This window comes from Mesobacillus jeotgali, from assembly GCF_031759225.1.
GTDB lineage: Bacteria > Bacillota > Bacilli > Bacillales > Cytobacillaceae > Mesobacillus > Mesobacillus jeotgali_B.
This window is the reverse complement of sequence record NZ_CP134494.1, coordinates 2,393,886-2,416,886: the sequence shown is the minus strand read 5'-3', so window position 1 is coordinate 2,416,886 and position 23,001 is coordinate 2,393,886. Positions and strand designations below refer to the sequence as shown.

16 protein-coding genes are annotated in these 23,001 nt (G+C 40.6%); 8 read left to right on the top strand and 8 right to left on the bottom strand.

What is annotated here, in order from left to right:
- The first annotated feature begins 16 nt into the window (after positions 1-16).
- Positions 17-1,150 carry a glycerate kinase gene (locus tag RH061_RS12075; RefSeq protein WP_311070454.1) on the top strand — a complete coding sequence of 378 codons (1,134 nt, stop codon included), beginning with the start codon at positions 17-19 and terminating at the stop codon, positions 1,148-1,150.
- Positions 1,151-1,502: 352 nt separating this feature from the next.
- A complete protein-coding gene (gene helD / locus RH061_RS12070; protein ID WP_311070452.1) occupies positions 1,503-3,830 on the top strand; it encodes an RNA polymerase recycling motor HelD in 2,328 nt (775 codons plus the stop codon).
- A 48-nt stretch (positions 3,831-3,878) separates the two neighbouring features.
- On the opposite strand, the gene RH061_RS12065 is transcribed toward helD, so the two are convergent.
- On the bottom strand, positions 3,879-5,273 hold the full coding sequence (locus RH061_RS12065; protein WP_311070450.1) for a S8 family peptidase: 1,395 nt from the start codon (positions 5,271-5,273) through the stop codon (positions 3,879-3,881).
- A 461-nt stretch (positions 5,274-5,734) separates the two neighbouring features.
- Here RH061_RS12065 and parE point away from each other — a divergent pair, with 461 nt between their 5' ends.
- From parE to RH061_RS12040, 5 genes are all read left to right on the top strand, one after another.
- Complete coding sequence (parE, locus tag RH061_RS12060) at positions 5,735-7,714, top strand: DNA topoisomerase IV subunit B (protein ID WP_311070448.1); 1,980 nt, start codon at positions 5,735-5,737, stop codon at positions 7,712-7,714.
- On the top strand, positions 7,711-10,152 hold the full coding sequence (gene parC / locus RH061_RS12055; RefSeq protein ID WP_311070446.1) for a DNA topoisomerase IV subunit A: 2,442 nt from the start codon (positions 7,711-7,713) through the stop codon (positions 10,150-10,152). Before parE ends, parC begins: the two co-directional genes overlap by 4 nt.
- A 188-nt stretch (positions 10,153-10,340) precedes the next feature.
- A complete protein-coding gene (locus tag RH061_RS12050) occupies positions 10,341-11,774 on the top strand; it encodes an alanine/glycine:cation symporter family protein (RefSeq protein ID WP_311070445.1) in 1,434 nt (477 codons plus the stop codon).
- Positions 11,775-11,865: 91 nt separating this feature from the next.
- Positions 11,866-12,624, top strand: coding sequence for a hypothetical protein (locus tag RH061_RS12045; protein ID WP_311070443.1), 759 nt, complete (start codon positions 11,866-11,868; stop codon positions 12,622-12,624).
- An 80-nt stretch (positions 12,625-12,704) separates the two neighbouring features.
- The gene (locus RH061_RS12040; RefSeq protein ID WP_311070442.1) at positions 12,705-13,196 is read left to right on the top strand and encodes a staygreen family protein; all 492 of its coding nucleotides are present in this window, start codon (positions 12,705-12,707) and stop codon (positions 13,194-13,196) included.
- A gap of 668 nt (positions 13,197-13,864) precedes the next feature.
- Here RH061_RS12040 and xerS read toward each other — a convergent pair.
- The 7 genes from xerS to RH061_RS12005 all read right to left on the bottom strand — a co-directional run bounded on the left by xerS (position 13,865) and on the right by RH061_RS12005 (position 21,057).
- A complete protein-coding gene (gene xerS, locus RH061_RS12035) occupies positions 13,865-14,947 on the bottom strand; it encodes a tyrosine recombinase XerS (protein WP_192472328.1) in 1,083 nt (360 codons plus the stop codon).
- 510 nt (positions 14,948-15,457) lie between these two features.
- The gene (locus tag RH061_RS12030; RefSeq protein ID WP_311070441.1) at positions 15,458-16,486 is read right to left on the bottom strand and encodes a hypothetical protein; all 1,029 of its coding nucleotides are present in this window, start codon (positions 16,484-16,486) and stop codon (positions 15,458-15,460) included.
- Complete coding sequence (locus RH061_RS12025) at positions 16,473-16,733, bottom strand: AlbA family DNA-binding domain-containing protein (RefSeq protein ID WP_311070440.1); 261 nt, start codon at positions 16,731-16,733, stop codon at positions 16,473-16,475. The genes RH061_RS12030 and RH061_RS12025 overlap by 14 nt, the downstream gene beginning before the upstream one ends.
- 205 nt (positions 16,734-16,938) lie before the next feature.
- Positions 16,939-17,562, bottom strand: a complete 624-nt coding sequence (locus RH061_RS12020; RefSeq protein WP_396654894.1) for a YdhK family protein — start codon at positions 17,560-17,562, stop codon at positions 16,939-16,941.
- 590 nt (positions 17,563-18,152) lie between these two features.
- Positions 18,153-19,559, bottom strand: coding sequence for an MATE family efflux transporter (locus RH061_RS12015; RefSeq protein ID WP_396654893.1), 1,407 nt, complete (start codon positions 19,557-19,559; stop codon positions 18,153-18,155).
- Positions 19,560-19,659: 100 nt separating this feature from the next.
- Positions 19,660-20,517, bottom strand: a complete 858-nt coding sequence (locus RH061_RS12010) for a DUF8832 domain-containing protein (protein ID WP_311070438.1) — start codon at positions 20,515-20,517, stop codon at positions 19,660-19,662.
- Positions 20,518-20,538: 21 nt separating this feature from the next.
- Positions 20,539-21,057: a hypothetical protein gene (locus RH061_RS12005; RefSeq protein WP_214708366.1), complete on the bottom strand. Its 519-nt coding sequence runs from the start codon at positions 21,055-21,057 to the stop codon at positions 20,539-20,541.
- Positions 21,058-21,260: 203 nt separating this feature from the next.
- Between RH061_RS12005 and RH061_RS12000 the strand changes: the two genes are divergently transcribed.
- Positions 21,261-22,772, top strand: coding sequence for a multicopper oxidase family protein (locus RH061_RS12000; RefSeq protein WP_214708363.1), 1,512 nt, complete (start codon positions 21,261-21,263; stop codon positions 22,770-22,772).
- The last annotated feature ends 229 nt before the right edge of the window (positions 22,773-23,001 follow it).

Below are 23,001 nucleotides of genomic sequence, written 5' to 3'. Positions count from 1 at the left end.
GAGAGGAGAAACGAGCATGAAAATTGTAATTGCACCTGATTCTTTTAAAGAGAGCCTTACAGCCCTCGAGGCTGCTATAGCGATCGAGAGTGGCATGAAAAAGATCCTCCCTGGGGCAAGTTTCATAAAGGTGCCGATGGCAGACGGAGGGGAAGGAACGGTTCAATCCCTCGTTGATGCCACAGACGGACGACTGATCACCAAAACAGTAACAGGACCACTCGGCACTCCGGTTGAAGCATTTTTCGGAATTTCAGGTGATGAAAAGACAGCCGTCATAGAGATGGCTGCAGCCTCGGGACTACATCTTGTACCTGCCGGTGAAAGAAACCCGCTGGTGACTACTACTCGGGGAACGGGTGAATTGATTGGAGCCGCTCTTGACCTTGGTGTCGAACATATCATTATTGGGATAGGCGGAAGTGCCACTAATGATGGAGGAGCAGGCATGGCCAGGGCCCTTGGTATCTTGCTGCTCGATTCTGATGGAAAAGAAATCGGCGAGGGCGGAGGAGCCATAGGTTCCCTTGCTGCAGTGAACATGGATGGATTGGACAAACGGCTTGAATCAGTAAAAATTGAAGTTGCCTGCGATGTGGATAACCCCTTAACAGGCAAAAGAGGTGCGTCACATATTTTTGGACCTCAAAAGGGTGCAACGCAAGACATGGTTGAAATATTGGATAACAATCTTCACCATTTTGCGCGTATCATTATGAAAGACATTGGCAAGGACATTGAGCAAGTTCCAGGTGCCGGAGCAGCAGGTGGACTCGGTGGGGGACTGATGGCATTCCTTTCGGCTGAGTTAAAAAGAGGCGTAGACATCGTACTGGAGGCGACACATCTAGAAAGCCAAATTCTAGATGCCGACTTTGTTATAACCGGAGAAGGCAAGATCGATGGTCAGACTATTTTTGGCAAAACCCCTATAGGAGTTGCCAAGACCGCTAAACGACATAATGTCCCGGTCATTGCGATTGCGGGGAATGTAGCTAGAGACAGTGAGGTTGTCCACGAGCATGGAATCGATGCCGTGTTCAGCATAGTTCCAGGTGTGGTTTCCCTGGAAGACGCCTTTAAAAACGCTCACACATATGTCGAAAAAATTGCAGCGAATATCGCAACCATCATCAAACTTAGCAGATGACGAAAACACTGAATGCTGATGTTTTAAATCGGCGGTATCAGTAATCCCGGAAAAAACATCTGATCCAATCCAATTCATGAAAAAACCGCAAGCTGAATTTCAGCATCGCGGTTTTTTATGTTTAAAAAGGTTAGACATCGAATAAATATAATTAAAGCACTATGTAAAAAATAAAAAAGCACCATAAAGGTGACTTCAGAAAAAAAGAGATTTGTCATAAAAATATGTCCATAGTAAAATGAAAGTTGGCACTTATTTAACTGAGCATTGAATACACAATGATTCTAATATAACAATACCATAAACCAAAGTGGCAGTCAAGTTTTAGAGCATTGAGTCTGGAGTGATTTAAATGGAAGAAAAGCAACTACAAGACTTGGAAATGGAACAGGAACGTGTTGAATCCATCATAAAGGAAATTGATAAAAAAGCAGAAAAGTGGAATGAGAGTTCAAGTGATGTAGGCTCTGATGCTCTTGAAATCCGCAAAACCTTTTGGGAGGACGTTACGGTCAACTTTGATGAAGCTGATGATGTAGCGGAAACCTTCACGAGTATCAAGCAGCAGGCTGCTCTTTTATCAGAGCGTGAACGGACTCAATCTCAAATGATCAAGCAACTGCAGACTTTGTCTCGCCTTAGGTTTTCTCCCTATTTTGGCAGAGTCGATTTTAAAGATGACGTTGAAGACACAGCGGAGCAAATATACTTAGGCATCGCCACTCTAATGGATGAGCAGGAAGAAAACTTCTTGATCTATGACTGGAGAGCACCGATTTCCGGTCTTTATTATGATTACTCCCCCGGTCCTGCGAATTATAAAACCGAAACGGATACAATTGAAGGAATAATGGAACTAAAGAGACAGTTTGTCATCAAAGGCGGAAAGATTACAGCAATGTTTGAAACCGGGGTTACCATTGGTGACGAAATGCTTCAGGAAGTCCTCGGCAATAATGCCGATACCCAGATGAAAACGATAGTGGCTACGATCCAGAAGGAACAGAACCAGATCATTCGAAATGACTCAAGCAGTCTTATTGTTGTACAGGGCGTGGCTGGAAGCGGCAAAACTTCTGCTGCCATGCAGCGAGTTGCTTACCTGCTTTACAAGTACAGGAATATCATCACATCAGAAAATATCATGCTATTCTCACCGAATCCGCTTTTCAATAGCTATGTTGCGACGGTATTACCGGAGCTTGGTGAAGAAAATATGCAGCAGGCCACTTTCCAGGAGTATCTTTCAACGCGTTTCGGCAATGAATATGATCTGGAAGATCCTTTTGAACAAATGGAGTTCTTGCTTGAAGCAGATAAAAACGAGAATTATTTTGAACGGATAGAAAGCATCCGCTTTAAAGCAAGTTTGGCCTTTAAAGACTTACTGGATCAATACGCAGAGAAATTAGCCGGCGAGACGCTGGTTTTTAAGAGTTTAGGCATTAATAAACGAGCCATCATCTCAAAGAAAGAGATCGCTGCATACTATGCTTCACTTGATCAGAGTATTTCAATCCCCAATAGAGTTCAGCTTGTAAAGGAATGGCTACTAAAAGAGCTTAAGAGAAAAGCAAAAGCGGAATTGTCCCAGGAATGGGTGGAGAAAGAGATCCAGTTTCTTGAAAAGGAAGATTATCTAGAGGCATTCAAAACCAGCCAGCAAAAACAAGGAGAAGCAGATGATACCTACCATGATTTTGACCGGGAGCAGAAATGGCTATCTGAAATGGTAGTCAAAAGACGCTTCAAACCATTATTCAATGCGGTGAAAAAATTAAAATTCATTAATATAAGAGCCGTTTTCATGGATTTCTTTAAGGAAAGCCAGATCATGTCTGAATCCTTACCGAAAAATTGGGGGACCACCTGTGAACAGTCCATAAGCAATCTGGAAAATAGATTTATTGTCTATGAAGATGCAACTCCTTTTCTTTATCTTCAGGATTTGATTGAAGGCAGGAAATCGAACACATCGATTCGTCATGTTTTCGTAGATGAAGCACAGGACTATACTCCATTCCAGTTTGCGTATATAAAAAGGCTGTTCCCGTATAGTAAGATGACACTGCTCGGAGATATAAACCAGGCAATTTATTCAGGACCTACCGGGGCCCAGACGATTCTGGCGGATTCAGCACTTGATTCTGGAGAAATGGAACTTTACAGGCTTACAAAGACTTACAGGTCAACAAAGCAAATTGTAGAATTTACCCGCCAGCTGATTCAAGGCGGAGAAATGATTGAACCTTTTAATCGAACGGGACCAAAGCCGGTTATCGTCCAGACCTGTGAAAGCAGAGACCATATTCCTAAGGTTAATGATTTGATTTCCGAGCTTCAAAGGTCAGGCCATAAAAACATCGCGGTTATTTGTAAAACAGCCAAGGAGAGTAAGGCTGCTTTCGAGGGAGTCAAAAAAGTACATGACACGAGGCTGATCGAAAAAGGCACCATGACGTTTGAAAATGGCGTTAATGTGGTGCCGACATACCTGGCAAAAGGGATCGAGTTTGACGCGGTGATCATTTATGATTCATCTGTCTATACAAGGACTGAGGAAAGGAAATTGTTATATACTGCATGTACAAGGGCAATGCATGAATTGTATATCCTGTCAGCAGGGGAACTTAGTCCGCTTATTAAAGAAGTTGATCCACACCTATATAGTCTGATATAAAAAGCAACAAGCCGTCCATTTTAGGGCGGCTTGTTTCATGCTGATGGCTTACCTTAACCATTCAAATAAAGAATTTTCATTTTTGTTGATGCCTGGCACCTCTTTACTTGCTTCCTGCAATGCTGAATTCACATCAATCAAGCCATTGCCAAAATTTATATCTTTTCCTTGCTCTCCAAGGTCAATCGCGGAATTTTTGATGATCCTTATGACTTGAGAGCTTTTTAAACCAGGGTTGGCAGATTTAATAAGCGCGGCTAGGCCGGCGACATGCGGAGCGGCCATTGATGTGCCTGAAAGTGCGGCATACTGTTCATTAAAGTAGGTGCTGGGGATATAGACTCCTGGTGCGGCTATATCAATATAATCCCCATAGTTAGAAAAGCTTGCCCGGTTTCCATTATAATCTACTGCAGCAACACTTAAGACTTCCGGATAGGCAGAAGGGTAGGTAGGCTGATTTGAAGCGTCATTGCCGGCTGCAGAAACCATGACCACATTATTCTCATAAGCATAGCGGACAGCTTCTTCAAGAACCTTTGAAGGCTGATAATTGCCAAGACTTAGGTTAATTACATCGGCACCCTGGTCAACGGCCCAGACGATTCCTTTTGCAATATCAAAAGTCGTACCATAACCTTTAGCTCCCATCGCTTTGACCGGCATGATTTTGCTGAACCAGGTCATTCCGGCAACACCCTGGTTATTATTCGTTTCCGAAGCAATAATTCCGGCTACATGGGTTCCATGTCCATTATCATCATCCGGCTCTGATTTCTCATCAATCACATTGTAGCCCTTGACAAGTCGGTTTCTTAAATCTGGATGATCCAAATCCACTCCTGTATCCACAATCGCAATTTGAACTTCTTCATTGCCACGGGTCACATTCCATCCTTGTTCCGTACCGATTACCGGTAAGTTCCACTGATAGTTTTCCTGGTAAAGCAGGTCATTAGGTCCATTCACTTCATTTTGCATCAAGATGAAATTTGGTTCAGCATATTCGATATTCTGTCTTTGTTTAAAATACTGTATCATTTCAGGTGTTTCCATTACAGTTGATCTGAAAATATAGATGGAATTCAGATGCTTGATGACCCAGCCTTTGATATCCCGGGTTATTTCGTCTATTTCCTCCGAGCTTGGTTCATTAACAAAGTCTACTGCGGCTTCATGGTCATAATAATGACTTGTATTCTTTTTATTATGAAAGATTAACGTGATTTCATCTTGGGTATCAAGTTGAGTCTTGATTTTCTCCCCCATCTTAACATTGTTTACCTTTGCCATGGACCGTTCCAGCATGATTGGTTGTTCCGCAGACTGAATTTTTTGCCCCCGTTCTCCTCCATCAGTGTCACTTCTGAATACACCGCCGGCAGTGACAGCAAGAAGAAGGAGCAGTGCCGACCCAAGAAAGAACACCTTCGTGCTTCTCATATTGAATGTCCTCCATAAAATGAATTTGTTCTTATGTTGCAGTACATCTTGGAAAAATAACGGCGGAAATCACTGGGAGTTTGGTTCACGAGCGGGTATTGCAAGCCTGTCTGCGGAGAAACATAATTTAAAACACCGCCGAGGACGACATAAAACCTTCACATAAGTATCCAAAAAACCGATTTTTTATGACAAAATTCCAATTAATTCTTGAAATCCGTTTGCCAAATTCCAATTAATCGCTACAATTAAGCATAGACGCCATACTTATGGTAAAATAAATAAGAGAACAATTGTTCTGATATAGGCGAAAGGCAGCTTTTTATGTAAAATGGCTCAATGAATTGAACACCAACTTAATTTGAAAAGCCTTTATCAAAAAAATGAATACTTAACGAATTCATTGACACTATACATAAAAACCGTCAATGTTGTTTGCAAGAAATGAAAGGGGTATGTTCGTGGCAAGAAATCAGCAAGCTTTTGATTATAATGATGATGCCATACAGGTACTGGAAGGCCTTGAAGCGGTACGCAAAAGGCCGGGTATGTATATCGGCAGCACAGATACAAGAGGACTACATCACCTCGTTTATGAAATCGTTGATAACTCAGTAGACGAAGCACTCGGCGGCTACGGCAATCAGATCATCGTCAAAATCCATAAAGATAATTCAGTCAGTGTCCAGGATAAAGGCCGTGGGATGCCTACTGGTATGCACAAGCTCGGCAAACCGACTCCCGAGGTAATCCTTACCGTCCTGCACGCAGGGGGCAAATTTGGACAGGGCGGATATAAAACGAGCGGTGGATTACATGGTGTGGGTGCTTCCGTTGTTAACGCATTATCAGAATGGCTGGTTGTAACCATAAAACGTGATGGGTTTGTCTATGAACAGCGTTTTGAGAATGGCGGCAAGCCAGTGACTACACTCGAAAAGATCGGTAAGACGAACCAAACGGGAACAATCATCCACTTTAAACCAGACCCTGAAATATTTTCTACATTAACTTATAACTATGATACCCTTTCGGAACGCCTTAGAGAGTCTGCCTTTTTGTTAAAAGGGTTAAAAATAGAGTTGATCGATGAACGCAATGATGTGAAAGATGTCTTCCATTTCGAAACTGGTATTCAGGCATTCGTTGAATACTTGAACGAAGAAAAAGATGTGCTTCATCCAGTTGTCAGTTTCGAAGGGGACAATAGCCAGATAGAAGTTGAGTTTGCCTTTCAATTTAATGATGGTTACTCAGAGAATGTGCTCTCATTCGTAAACAATGTCCGTACGAAAGATGGCGGAACGCATGAAGCGGGTGCCAAAACAGCAATGACCAGGGTGTTCAATGAATATGCCCGCAAGGTTGGATTGCTTAAGGAAAAAGACAAAAACCTCGAAGGAGCAGACATCCGGGAAGGATTAGCAGGAATTGTCTCTGTGCGTATTCCAGAGGAGCTGCTGCAATTTGAAGGCCAGACAAAGGGAAAACTAGGGACTAGTGAAGCTAGATCTGCCGTCGACTCAGTCGTTTCAGAGCATCTTTCCTATTTCCTTGAAGAAAATCCTGATATTAGTACATTGCTAATTAAGAAGTCCATCAAGGCGTACCAGGCTCGTGAAGCTGCCCGTAAAGCACGCGAGGATGCAAGGAGCGGCAAAAAGAGAAAGAGATCAGACGCAATGTTATCCGGCAAGCTGACTCCAGCTCAATCCAAGAATCCTGCAAAAAATGAACTATATCTTGTTGAGGGTGATTCTGCAGGCGGTTCTGCCAAGCAGGGCCGTGATAGAAAGTTCCAGGCTGTGCTCCCACTGCGCGGTAAAGTTATCAATACAGAAAAAGCAAAGCTTCAGGACATCTTCAAGAACGAAGAAATCAACACGATCATTCATGCAATTGGTGCAGGTGTGGGGTCTGACTTCAATGTACAAGACATCAACTATGACAAAATTGTCATCATGACGGATGCTGATACTGACGGGGCCCATATACAGGTGCTGTTATTGACATTCTTTTACAGATATATGAAGCCGCTGATTGAAGCCGGAAAGGTATTCATTGCACTGCCGCCTTTATATAAGGTCAGCAAGGGTACAGGCAAGAAAGAAATCATCGAATATGCCTGGAGCGACGAAGAGCTGAAGGATGCGATGAAGAAGGTCGGCAAAGGCTATATCATCCAGCGTTATAAAGGTCTTGGAGAAATGAACGCAGACCAGCTATGGGAAACGACAATGGATCCGGAGACCAGGACATTGATCCGCGTACGAATTGACGATGCAGCAAGAGCGGAACGAAGAGTGACGACCCTTATGGGTGATAAGGTGGAACCACGCAGGAAGTGGATCGAATCCAATGTGGCTTTTGGTCTTGAAGAAGATGGAAACATCCTTGAAAATGAAAATATTTCAGTTGCAGAGGAGGTTACTGAAGAATGAGTTCTATTGAAAAATTTCGTGACCTCCCTTTAGAAGACGTATTAGGGGACCGTTTTGGCCGATATAGTAAATATATTATCCAGGAACGTGCGCTTCCTGATGCCAGGGACGGACTTAAACCTGTTCAACGCAGGATTTTGTACGCTATGCACGTAGAAGGCAATACAAGTGAAAAAGGCTTCCGTAAATCTGCCAAGACGGTCGGTAACGTTATTGGTAACTACCACCCGCATGGTGATTCCTCTGTTTATGAAGCAATGGTGCGGATGAGCCAGGATTGGAAAGTACGTAACTATCTTGTCGAAATGCACGGAAATAATGGGAGCATCGACGGTGACCCGCCAGCCGCGATGCGTTATACCGAAGCAAGATTATCGGCCATTGCCGGTGAGCTCCTAAGGGATATCGAAAAAAGAACGGTTGAATTTATTCCGAACTTCGATGATACCTCCAGCGAGCCTACCGTGCTTCCAGCGATGTTCCCTAACTTGCTGGTCAATGGTTCAACAGGTATATCAGCGGGTTATGCTACGGATATCCCGCCCCATAATTTAGCGGAAGTGATTGATGGGGTTATCATGAGGATGGACAACCCTGCATGCACGATTGAAGATTTGATGAAAGTCATAAAGGGCCCTGATTTTCCAACTGGGGGAATCATCCAGGGCATCGAGGGCATAGCAAAAGCGTATAAAACCGGCAAAGGAAAGATCATCGTTCGCGGCAAAGCTGAGATTGAAGATATCCGTGGCGGCAAGCAGCAGATTGTCATTACAGAAATCCCATACGAAATCAACAAAGCCAATCTTGTTAAACGTATTGATGAATTCCGACTAGACCGAAAAGTGGAAGGCATTGCAGAAGTACGTGATGAGACTGACCGCACCGGCCTCCGTGTAGTGATTGAACTGAAAAAAGACGCTGACTCAAATGGTGTATTGCACTATCTTTATAAAAATAGCGATTTACAGATTACTTATAACTTCAATATGGTGGCAATCAACAAAAAAAGGCCAGTATTGATGGGACTTGCCGAGCTGATTGATGCGTATATTGACCATCAGAAGGATGTTGTGACTAAACGTTCCCAATATGACCTTCAAAAGGCCCGTGACCGACAGCATATTGTTGAAGGGCTCATAAAAGCTTTATCGATCCTGGATCAGGTAATCGCTACGATTCGTGCATCCAAGGATAAACGTGATGCCAAAGATAATTTGATTAAAAAATTCGAATTCACTGAGGTCCAGGCAGAAGCAATCGTTTCCTTGCAATTATATCGCCTGACTAACACTGATATCACTGCGCTTCAAGCCGAGGCAGAGGAGCTTGCCAAAAAGGTAGAAGAGCTTACCGCAATTCTTGGCAGTGAGAAAAAGCTTTTATCCGTTATCAAGAAAGAACTGAAGGATGTCAAAAAGCGCTTCTCAGATGACCGCAGAACGAAAATCCAGGATGAGATTGAGGAAATCAAGATCAACCTTGAAGTCCTCATCGCAAGTGAGGATGTCATCGTCACTGTGACGAGAGACGGTTACGTTAAACGAACCAGCCAAAGATCATATGCTGCGTCCAATGGGCAGGATTTTGCCATGAAGGATACCGACAGGCTGTTGTCACAGTTGAATATGAATACAAAAGATGTCTTGCTGTTGTTCACGAATAAAGGCAGCTATCTATACTTGCCTGTCCACGAACTGCCTGACATCCGTTGGAAAGATCTTGGCCAGCATGTAGCCAACCTCGTGCCGCTGGATCGTGATGAAGAAATCATAAAAGCCGTTCCTGTCACGGATTTCGAACAGAACGCATTCTTTGTATTTGTGACCAAGAATGGCATGGTGAAAAAATCAGAATTAAGCCTTTATAAAGCCCAACGCTACTCCAAGCCGCTGACTGCTATCAATGTCAAAGGTGACGACAAAGTGGTCGATGTCCATTTAACCAATGGTGAGAATGATCTCTTCCTTGCATCGCATCTAGGCTATGCCCTATGGTTTAGTGAAGAAGAAATCAGTCCGATTGGAATCAGGGCAGCCGGAGTTAAAGGGATGAACCTGAAGGACGGAGATTATGTTGTCGGCGGGAAAATGATTGACACCAATCAAGGCCACTCCATTGTCATCGCTACACAGCGTGGTGCTGTTAAAAAGATGAAGCTGTCAGAATTCGAAAAAACATCACGGGCGAAACGCGGAGTTGTGATGCTTCGGGAGCTGAAAGCCAATCCTCACCGCATTATTGGAGTGGAAGCTGTCCGAGACGAGGATGAAGTATTCTTCCAGACAGAAAAACAGCAAATTGTATCCTTGAAAGCTTCTGAATTAAGATTCAACGATCGTTATTCAAATGGCTCTTTCCTTGTGGATGAAAGTGAAACGGGCAAGTTAACAGGAATTTGGAAAAGCGAAGAAGTGAAAGAAACAGAAAATAAATAAAGATTATAAAAAAACACAGGATCCTTCCTGTGTTTTTTGTTTTTATTACCAAAATCAGGGTAAATAAGTAGATGACTTAGAGGCAAAGCTTGATATGGAAGTTAAGTGCCATTGTGCTGAATTTACATTTTTGGTACATTAAAAACTATATTTATATAGCTTTGCGAGAAAATGAAAAGGAGTTTACTATGGAGATTCTTAACAACATCATATCGGAACTAAACAACTATATGTGGAGCTATATCTTAATAGCTGTACTGGTAGTGCTCGGTACATATTTTACTTTCAGGACCAGGTTTGTCCAGTTTAAATTCTTTCCTGAGATGATAAGGGTACTTAAAGATCCAGCCACCGTTTCATCAGAGGGAAAAAGAGGCAGATCCTCATTTCAGGCATTTACGGTCAGCTTAGCTTCAAGGGTGGGAACAGGAAACCTTGCTGGAGTAGCTACAGCCGTGTCTGCAGGGGGACCGGGAGCGGTATTCTGGATGTGGATCATAGCCCTGGTTGGTGCAGCTTCAAGCTTCATCGAGAGTACCCTTGCTCAAATCTATAAAGTTAAGGATACCGACGAGGCAGAATATCGCGGCGGACCAGCTTATTATATGGAACGCGGCTTAAATAAGCGATGGCTGGGAATTTTATTCGCTATAATCATTGTTTTCACGTTTGGTTTGGTATTTAGTTCAGTTCAATCCAATACGATTTCCCTTGCCTTTGACCAGGCATTTGGTTTCGATCGCTTTTGGATGGGAATCATTTTGGCTGTCATGACTGCCGCAGTCATTTTCGGGGGCATCAAAAGGATAGCTTTTGTTTCACAAATTATCGTGCCAATTATGGCAGTAATCTATTTGATCCTTGCCTTGTTCATTGTGATCATGAACTTCAGTGAAATTCCTGCTATGCTCTCCCTGATTGTCAAGAATGCTTTTGGCTTACAGGAAGTAGTTGGCGGAGGAATGGGAGCAGCGGTCATGATGGGAATTAAAAGAGGCCTATTCTCCAATGAGGCTGGTATGGGCAGTGCACCAAATGCAGCAGCTACTGCTGCAGTCACACATCCAGTAAAGCAAGGCCTAATCCAAACATTAGGCGTATTTACGGATACTATACTGATTTGTACGGCAACAGCATTCATCATCATTATGTCTGGCGAATATACCAACACTGATTTAGATGGAATACAATTGACCCAGGCAGCATTGACGGTGCATGTCGGTTCATGGGCACCAGCATTCGTCGGCGGAGCTATTTTCCTTTTTGCCTTCACCTCAATCATCGGAAATTATTATTATGGTGAAACGAATATTGAATTCATCAAGGAAAGTCCTGCAGCTCTGTTAATTTATCGCCTTGCGGTTATTGCAATGGTTTTATTCGGTTCAATTGCCGAGTTAGCCATAGTATGGAATCTAGCAGATCTTTTCATGGGAATTATGGCATTGATCAATCTTATCGTCATAACGTTATTGGCAAAGATTGCGATGGCAGCATTAAAGGATTACAGGGAACAGCGCAAACAAGGGAAAGATCCAGTATTCTATGCTGACTCAATCGAAGGATTGACTGGAATTGAATCATGGGAATACCGGAAGCCTGCAGAATCCAAGGACAAGTAATGATACTCAACCCTTCTGACACGATCAGAAGGGTTTTTTGTGCATTTTTTTACCATATATGGAGATGTTAACTATAACGGGGTGATGCATAATGAAAAGGGAATTGCTAATTACGTTCAGTGCATTCTTTTTTATGTCGTTAAACGCCTTAACTGGCGTATATGCAGGAGAGTCTAAAGAGAAAACGGTGACGATTTCGGAAGACAAAGTTGATATTACAGGCGACGAGAAAAAGGATTTGGTTTATGTCAAAGGTGTGCCTTTTGAAGAGGGGGCACAGTATCTCAAGCGAATTTACTTGAAAATCAGAGCCTCAGATGGTGAAATATATAAAATTGACCTTGAAGCTGGCTATGACCCTACAACTATTTATAAAGATTTGAATCATGACTCCGTGAAGGACATACTGATCAGTGTTCCTACGGGAGGAAGCGGGGGGCTGTCAAATTTTTATCTATATAGTTTGAAGGATTTCCAGGTTACCGGTCTGACCGTACCAGAGCCTTTGGCAGTCAGCAGCCAATTCGAGGATGGTTATAAGGCTTCCATTTCGATCGAGGAAACAGGCCAATCGTACAGCTTTGATTTAAGCGACAGGAAAGAGGAGTATGAACGGCTTGGTCTTTATCAAGATGGAGAATTGAATGAACCAACGGAACTTATGGTTCTGCCATTCGGCACATTAAAGCCTATAAAGCTCAAGAACGATACTAACGGATTAAAAGGGAGCCAGAGAATAAATGGTGCATATAATGCAGATGGAGTTGCCAATCTCGAATCGACCTGGTTATATAAGAACGGGAAATGGCAGGTAATAAGTGCTGAAGTCAAAGCGCTGGAAGCTCAATGAATAGGCGTCTGTCACGTATTTATGATGTCTGGCATAAGCTATCGGAAAAGGATTCTTTTATTGGGAAGGAGCCTTCTGACGTGAGCAAATTCAAGCCAGAAAAATTGAAAGTTACCTTTATTCCTCCTGCAACTGCTTTTGTACCTATAGATGGCAGGAAGTATACTTTAACCCATTCAGACATCACTGGAGAATTATTTCTCAGCATCGGGAATGTGTATGATTACCAGGCCATAAATTATGAAATGCGAGATGAAGTGTTAGCAGACTGGATCACGATCAATGGAGAATACTTGCTGTATGGAAAAGTGTATATCAGCAACGGAGAATATGATCGGAATATGTCAAGGATCCGTTATATGATATTCAAGAAAGAACTGGATTTAGCATTAACTGCGATGATTTACGGGGATAGGAGCTTCTTCACATATTATCCATGGCTGCTTGATGCCCCGATTTACGTACAATTTTCCTCGGTCTATCCAGAATTTAATCAATTAGCTTACTATGGTACGCCAAGAACATATCTTAATAAAGTGAAAAAAGAAACAATGCCAGAAGCACAGGTGTAAATCTTGTGCTTTGTTTTATTTTTGAAAGAAGAAGAAATAATAATATTATGTAAACTAACTGGCTGGTTATAGGAGAGCAAGTAAAATCTTAGAGTTGGATAAAAGTAGTTAGTTGCAGGATTAAATCAGGAACGGATTAGATTGAATAGTTGATATTGTAAAAAATATAAAAACAAAACAAGGATTTTTAAGATTTAGATTGAATGTATATTAAAAGATTAAGCAAAAACGAACTGATTATGATTCATAGAAATTTAAGTAATGCATTTGAATAAAATGATCCGATAAATACAACTGGTATATAAATAAGCGTAAATAACGAAAATTTTGTTTCTGTCTCACTAATTTAAGTATACTTAGTTAATGAGATGTCATTTCTATTATTTTATCTAACTTCCTAGAATTTATGTTATGTAAACTAGAAAATATGATTTTTCGTAGCGCTATATTCTTTTCTGCCCCCTCTTGTCCGTTGAAGAGAATCTGCCTACATAAATGAAGAGAATGTGCCTACATTCCTTCCATTTCAGTGTTTTAGAACAAAAATCTTAGTTGCTGCCCTAAAATCACTGAAATTTTTTTGAAAAGACCTTGCCTACATTGTTAAAATTTGAAGAGAATCTACCTACATACATAATTTTTGAAGAGAATTTACCTACATTAGTTTTTTATTGTTCTTTAGGCATATTAAGTTTATTGATTGCATTCTTTAAATCCTCATTCTTCAGATGTGTATATATCATTGTAGTTTCAATTGAGGAATGGCCTAACTGTCTTCTTAACTTAGGTACATCATTTATTTCAGAATGGTACCTCGTTGCGAATGAATGTCTTAATTTGTGTACTGATAAGGAAGGTTTCCCGAACGCAATCGCGTATTTTTCAATTAATTTCTCGATAGCTCTTCCTGACAGCCTTCTGGTAGTTCCTTTAGGACCCATAGGAGCTGCAACAAACACAGCTTTATTTTCTCTCGGAATATTGTAATTATTACTCCTAATACTCAGATATGCTTTTAAATCTGTCATTGCTTGCTCACTAAAGTATACGTATTGTTCTTTGTTTCCTTTTCTTATTACTCTCACACAGTTTTTATTAAAATCTATATCCTCTATATTTAACCATACTAATTCAGATAACCTTAAACCTGATCCTAAGAATAATGATACAATTGCTGTATCACGTTCTTTATTCATTTTATAAAATGTAGTAATGCGTTTATTGGATTTATTTATTTCACCGTAATCCTTAGCAACAAATACTCTGAAGTCCTCATATTCATCTCCAATTAAAATTTTTCCTTCCATTCGGTTTGCAATTGTTTCAGGATCCTCGGACACATCATTAAATTCAATTTTCGCCATTACATTGCGGATTAAATATGGTTCTAACTTTTCGGTTTCAGCTATATTTTGCAGATAATTGAAGAGTGATTTTAAAGATGATAACTTTCTATTAATGGTAATTTCTCTGTTGTCTAACTGGAACTTTAAGAAGCTGAGAAAGTCTTCGATTTGTTGAGTAGTCAGCGTCTCAAACAATGACAGCGGAATTTCTTTTATTTCTCCATTATAAAAACCCTCAGACACCAACCAATTAAAAAAGATCTTAAAATCATGACAGTAATTAAGCAAAGTGCCTGGTGAGAGTTTTCTTTTTTTCTTATCAATATATTCTTCTACATACCATGGGAGTTCTTTAAGTATTAAATCAAGTTTTTTGTAATTTTGTGACTGCGAGCTGTTTTTCATCAAATTACTCCTAAGGAAAAAATTAGTCTTCGTTATAATATTACATCAAATTCATATTTTACGTAATAATATTTTTAAATCCTTGGGCTAACTGTGCAAGAAAATGTATCCCCCTATTCTTTGTTATGACTAAACCAGGCAACTATAAATATTTCGTATTTTTTAAATTACTTTGTTCTTAGGAACCTCTCAAAACCTGATATTCTATTTAGCTAAATAACCAACTAATGATCTCCTCCGGTGCATCAATAGACACTTATCATTTATTTCTCTGCTTGGTTCTTAGCTACACAAGTTATATAGGTATATAATATTATTGTTCTATGAATAAATTTATGTAAATTATTGTTTAGTTTAGGAAAAGGGATTCCGACACTTTTTCGCTAATGATTTAAGGACCTCCATCGAAATACTTCCACCCTTATCTTTAACTATTGCCTGAATCTTATTACTTTAAAATAAGCCCTTTTCCTATGAAAAGAGCTATTCTGCTGGCCACCAAATCTGCAATTATAATAATCCTTTTAACAGTTTTTGTTGCTCTTCTATAAATACTCCTTTAATTGCATGAATGTCCCAATTAAACTTTTCAAATAAATTATTTAATACCTCAATTGCGATTGTACTACCATTAGATATTAATTCTTCAACCCCAATGTTTATTTCTAAGTGTGCTTCGTCCTCTATAGTTGAAATATAGTCACGGAAAAGCGGTCTTGTACCTTCATAAAAGAAAAGTTGTCGTCCTTTAATACCATTACACTCAATTCTTATTGTAATTTCATTTCCTACTATTTTCCCTTGTGCTAACCTTGTTGCAAATTCAAATATTTCTGTGAATAAATAGAGCGAACTAATAATCTCTAATCCCTTCCCATTCACTCTTTTTTGATACCTCTCATCCATATACTCTTCGTACATGGAATTAAAATAAATGAATTGACCACTCTTATAAAATCTTAATAGCTCTTTGAATTGACCGAAGTTTTCTTTAGACTGGACATAATTGTTTCCATTCGCAAAACCGTTCAAGTGTGGGAAATCCCACCCTCTCAAACTCAACTTGTTGTCTTGTAATATCTTTCTACAATTTTCCAACGTTTCAATTCTATCTTCCTCATAATAAGTAGGTCTTATTGTAATTTTCCAATAGCCTTTTTTCTTAATCAGTTGGACTATTTCATCATCTTCAATTTCAACTAACTCTTTCGCATAACTCTCTTGGGATGTATCGTCGTCAGCTAGGTGTAATCCAGAATCTTTTACCCTCATATAGAATTGTCTAATTCCCTTGTTTATTGCAAGATCCATTAATTCTCTCATTTCCGATTGAGACCTAATAAGAGCAGATTCGGGTTTATTTTTTGATCTTGAAAATACCGCTCCTTCTTTTAGTCCTTGTTCTCCACTTCTTTTACAAATAATGGGCAATTCATCAAACTCAGGGATCCTCATTAAAATAAAGTACTTATTATCCTTTTTAATTGGATATATATGGAACGATATAGGAGGATCTGCAAATTTATTAACTAACCTCAACTACTACATGATCATAGTTTAATTTTTCGTAATGCTCCTGTTCCATACCCGTTAACTTCTCTAAGCCTTGTTTTTCATCGTCAATGCCAAGGATAAGATTTCCACCATCTTTAGTGTTACTCATAGCTAAAATACATTTAACGATTTTTGCTCTATGTTGTGGATTACCCCAATCGTAAGTTTTCTTAAATTCGATATTCCTCGTTTCTCCCCCAGCCTCTAATGATTCTAATATTTTTTCAAACATTAAATCAGCTCCTGATAAATTTTATTATCACTAGTGATATTTTACTATTTATTGGATAGAAATGACTATGAAATATACCATTTTATAGAATCGGGCGACAAAATTCTAGGTAGTTTCATTAAGTATTTAAAAAAAACAAAGTATACAAGCACATTAGTACTGTATACTTTGTTTTTTCGATGTTATACTTTAATATCTTGTTTTTTTACTCAATGGATTTTAATTCACTTTCAGTGATCCATTTATGATTCTCTACTTTTTCTCCATATGTTGTTGTAAAGTCAAGCATATAGACAGTGGTATCTACAGCTGATTCGATGATAGCCGTAGCACCATTCATGCCTTCCATGTGATCTGCGTTAAGGGTTACTTCTGTACCAGGTTCAAGAGGTTCTTCCCCTGGGTTTTCTAACTCTTCATGAATGACCCATTTATGATCTTTCACAGGCTCTCCGCCAGTTGTAGGGTAATACGTAACAGAGTATGCAGTGGTGTCATATGCTCCTTTGATGGTTGCTAGAGCACCTTTCATGCCTGGCATATGATCTGCTTCAATTATAGCCTGGCTTCCGATTTCATACTTCGGATTCTCTGCTGTTGCAAGTCCTTCAGGAACTTCACCTGAACTGGACATTGTATCAGCCAGTTGAGATTCCATTGTTTCCTTGACCACAGTGATTTTAGAGCGTACCTCGTTTATCCATCCATAAATCTCTTCAGCAATTGGTTCAGGATTGCTTTGATTTTTAACCTTGGCATCTAACTGGTTTTCCGCAGCGTTTAAACGATTAAGTAGGGGATTTATATCCTCTAGGTACTTCTCATACATTTCTACCTCTGCAGCTGTTAGAGGAGCTTCCCCCAGTGAAGTTTCCATATCCTCGATTTTAGTTTCAACAGCAATCACTTTCTTTTCTACAATAGCTAGTTTTTTCTCAACATTCAATTCAACTTCAATCTGATTATTGGGTTGGTATTTAGCTCCGGGATTATGGGCTTCTGCCGATACTCCTGCAGCTGAAAAAACGAGTCCTAAAGCCACTAAGCCTAAGCCTGAATTTCTCAACAGTTTGTTATTGGTCATTAATTTTCCTCCTTAAAATAGATTCTTATGTCCTTTACCTCTTGGACACTTGGTAAAACACCAAAAAACTAATAAGAGTCAATTTCATAATTTTAACAGAACTAGGGAGTTTGATTTGGTAGCCGGAAAGAGGATTACTGCTATGACATCTCTAGTTATACGGTATAATTCTGTTTTTTTTGCTATTTAATGTGTTTGATACAACTTGGTCTAACGACTTATTATTTTTACTAGACACCTTTTTAAGTAGGAATCCCCTTATGATAAGGTTAGATTCACTTTAATAATATTGTTACCTAAAAAAAGCATACAGATTGATAACTGTATGCTCCTTATTAATAGTTATTAGCGCAAGCTGACATGTTTTCTTTGGTTGTTTGCGGATGGCAGTGAGATTCTGGCTCTGGTGCTTTTTCAAGTGCCATCCATTTTCCACGTTTGAATTGGATTACCAATACTATTGCACGAAATGCGATATCGGCTCCGATTGCTATCCATACTCCCGCGAGTCCCCAGCCCAGCTTGATTCCAAGAAGATAGACAAGTACGGTTCGTACCGCCCACATCCCGAATCCGGTCAGGTACATCGGGAATTTCGTGTTATTTGCCCCCTGGAATGCTCCTGTCAGCACCATTAATACAGCGAGGAACGGTTGGAAAATACCCGAAATCTTTAGTGCGGTACCTATATCATCGATAACTTGCTGTTCTTCGGTAAATAAGCTGCCAGCCCAATCACCGAGGAAGAAGAGCAAGGCACCAAGCAGGGTCATCGCTCCTACTGTGAGATAGGTGGATAGTTTGGCATAATGCTTGGCTTCTTCAAGATTGCCCGCACCGATTTGCTGGCCAACCAAAATTGTGGCGGCTGTAGCAAATCCATATCCAATCATATAGGAAAATACTTCGACATTTCCGGCAATCTGATGAGCGGCAAATGCATTGGTACCAAGGGCAACAACGAAACCGAAATAGACGATTTGGCCAGCACGCATGACTAATCTCTCGCCTGCAGCTGGGGCTCCAAGAGTAGTCAGTTCCATAAGATGTGTCCTGTCAATACTCCAGTAATCTCTTCTGAAAGTAAGAGTTTCTGTTTTATTGACATAGTAAAACAGCGCAATGCTTCCAATCAATCTTGAAATTACCGTTGCAATCCCTGCTCCTACGATGCCCATTTCGGGTATGAACAAAAAACCGAAGATAAGGACATAATCCAAAACTGCATTGACAATATTGATGACAATACTCACCTTCATCGGCGATTTTGTATCGCCTGCTCCCCGCAGGATAGCGCTTAACACAAACATGAAGCTCATCACAATCGAAGGGATTCCAACAATCCGGAAATACAGAGCACCGGCCTCGAGGACCTCTGCCTCTATTCCCATTAGTTTCAGCAGCGGTTCAGCGAAAATCCAGGTAATAATCCCTGTTAAGATACCAAATATGGCAGCAAGGACGATTGATTGCTGTGATATATGCCTTGCTTTTTCCGGAAGGTTAGCACCAAGGAAGTTTGCAATCCTTACATTGGCTGCTACCCCAATTGCCATAAATAACGCAAAATATATCGCAATGACTGCATTGGTGACCCCTACCGCCGAAACTTCTGCCAGACCGATTTTTGATACAAAGTATGTATCGACAAAGCCAAGAATCGTCTGGAAAAAGTTTTCGATGACTGCCGGAATAGCCAGTACCGTAATAATTTTCAGTCGTCCTTTGTTCGTTTGCGGCATGTCAATCTTTCCTTCTATCTCCTTCAAGTTTCTACCTCCTTCACTAGAAAATTGAACAATAGCACACAATCCTGTGTGCCATTGCTGATAATGATGCCTATTACTTGACTTCTATAACAAAAGGCACTGTATAAAGTTTTTGTTTGTACTTGAACTGACCCCAGATTTTATACAATCCACTTCGGGGAAAGCTGGTCATATACTCAACATCTGGTCCTTTTGTATTTTCATCTACTGGATGGACATGGAGAAATTCATTCATATCCTCACTGACAATCACTACATGCCCTGCAGAACCAAGATAGGGTTCAAGTTCAGTAATTGGGTTTCCTTCCTTATCATTTAGGGTGAAAATCAAACTTATATGCTCATCCACTTTCGCTTCTGGGAGAATGAGCTCGATTGTCAGGTCGTCCATCTCCTTTTTCAAAAGCTTGTCGGGAACAACCTCTTCCTTGGTTTCTGAGCCCTTTACGACAAGCTCATGAGAAGCAAGCTGCTGATTTGCCCCCTCCGGCAGGAAATCTGCATAAAATTTATATTCCCCTGCCTTTGGGAAGGTTGTCTTCACCTGAAATCTGCCTTTCCCACGATAATGCGGATGAAGATGCTGGAATGCAGATAAATCCTTTTTAATTGCCAGTAGGTGCATTTCTTTTTCATGCACAGCTTGAAAAGTCTCGATAACCTTCCCGGAGAAATCTTTTATGTCAATAAAAATTTCTGTTTCTTGATCCACTTTGACCATATGAGGGTTTGAGGTCCAATCAACCTGTACTTTTGCTATGTTCTCCTTATGGTCGGTGTGTCCCTGATGGGAGTCCATCATGCTATGTTCTTGATGATGTTCATGACTGTCATGTGGTGTTCGACTGGACTGGCTACTATCTTTAGTCATACTGCTGGTCTGACTGTGGTCATGATTGTTTACAGTACTATGTTCATTTTCAGTATTCATCTCTCGACCTCCAATCAAAATCTATTCTTCCATCATATGACTGAAATGATTCATGACTTTCTTTTGTTCATCTGGCGTACCCATAGGCGTTACATCTGCTTCAATCTCCTTCAGGAATTCAGTAACCATATTAAGCAGCTTTACTTGCTGAAGTGCCATTTCAATATGAGTCTGTTTGACCTGCGGGTCCTTCATTTTAAGAGCTGAGACGAAGTTATCCTTCGCCATTGCCTCTGTAGAAGCCTTAATTTCCATTGCGATGTGCTTGTCCATCAGCTGTGACCCTCTAGATGTAGTTTCGAGCTGACCCTCCGGAAGCTCATTGAAATCCGGAAGCTTCTCAAAATCACTACTGTCAGGATCAAGCATATCCATCATGATACGCACATGGCTTCGTAAAATCCCTACCTTAGTATTTAGCAATTCAAGTAATTTTTCCTCTTTTGCTTCTCTTGCCATAAGCTTTACTTTCATGATCATGCCGTCATGGGCAGGTAGGTGAGTTGAAATTAACCCTAAGTCAGATGCAGGTAATAGCATATTTTTATTCCTCCTTAATTTTATTTACTTTATAGTTTCTACCACAGGTTTCTCGAATTAAACTCCATAGAAAATGCATATTTGACTACAGTTAGCATTATTGTTTGCAATTATAAACCGGCGCTTATAAAATACACAGCGAGGTATTGTGTATTCAAAAATAAAGTCATGTAAAAGCTAGATAAGTACTAAAGGAGGTAAAAATGATGAAAAAAATAGTTATGGCCGCACTTATCTTATTGATTCTGCTCATTGTGGGCGGCTGGTTTTTTATGAGAGGTTTTGGCGGCATGAACGGTAACATGCCTGGACAAGGGGGAGGAATGATGGATGGTGGTATGATGGGTAACGATAACGGAGAGGTTGAAGATATGAAGAATGACTCACTCGCTGATGGAGGAACCTCTCTTCCCATTCCCCCCATCCTAAAAGACGAGAATCCTGACCCAGGAAAAGCAGAGTTCACTCTTGTTGCCCAAAAAGGATCCATGGAGTTTATAGAAGGCAAACCAACAGATACGTTTGGATATAATGGCGATTACCTAGGACCCGTGATTCGTGTAAAAACTGGAGATGATGTTTCAATAAAAGTAAAAAATGAGATTGATGAAGCAACCACGGTCCATTGGCATGGACTAGAAGTTGACGGCGACCAGGATGGCGGCCCTCATTCCGGCATCCAGCCTGGAACCACGTGGAATCCGCAATTCAAAATTGAACAAAACGCTGCTACTTTATGGTACCATCCCCATCTACTCCATGAAACTGGCGAACACGTATATAAAGGACTTGCTGGTCTGTTTATAATTGATGATGAAGACAGTGACAACCTGGATCTGCCTAACGAATATGGGGTGAATGATATACCATTAATTGTCCAGGATAAACAGCTCGATGAAAACGGTCAGTTTACCTATGATTTGAGCATGCACGATGTCATGATGGGACTGCAGGGAGATACGATTATGGTGAATGGAGCCATTAATCCTTATGTTGAAGTTCCTAAAGGCAAGGTCCGTTTCCGGCTGCTGAATGGCTCTAATGCACGGATTTATCAATTCCAACTGAGCAACAATCAGAAATTTTACCAGATCGGGACAGATGGTGGACTCCTGGAAAAACCCGTAGAAATGGACAAGCTTATTTTAAGTTCTGCAGAACGTGCTGAGTTGATTGTTGATTTTTCAGAATATGAAGAGGGAGAAACCGTGGAATTGACCGATAAGGGAACTTCATTTATGAAATTCATCGTCACTGGCGAGGAAAAAGGGCCAAATAATGTTCCATCAAAATTGGTTGACATTCCAGATCCAGATGAAACCATGGCTGCACGTACTCGGAAATTCGTCATGTCAGGAATGGGCCGTAATGTCAGCATCAACGGCAAACAGATGGACATGGATCGCATTGACGAGCAGCTTAAGCTTCATGATACCGAGATTTGGGAAATTTCGAATGAAGGAATGGGCATGATGGGTAATAATATGGGCATGGCTCATCCGTTCCACGGCCATGGAACCCAATTCCTGATCCTTGATCGTGATGGGAATCCCCCGCCGCCAAATGAACGCGGATGGAAGGATACTATTTTGGTTGCACCTGGTGAAAAAGTCCGAGCAATTGCCACATTTGATCATAAAGGGTTATTCATGTACCATTGCCATATTCTCGAGCATGAAGACGCAGGGATGATGGGACAATTTAATGTGGAATAGGCTGAAGGCTCCGGTGATTTACCGGAGCCTTTTGGTTGACCACTGTTTTAGGGTTTATGCATCTCAGATTCGCACCTATGCAAATAACGCAACTATAGCAGAAAGGCTGTCGCATTTTAAACGACAGCCTTTCATGCATGGGAAAGATTATATTAAAAAAGGGGGGTCCTAGTAATTAAATAATAACGAATCAACGTGCATTTAGTGTGCAATTAATATTACATATGCA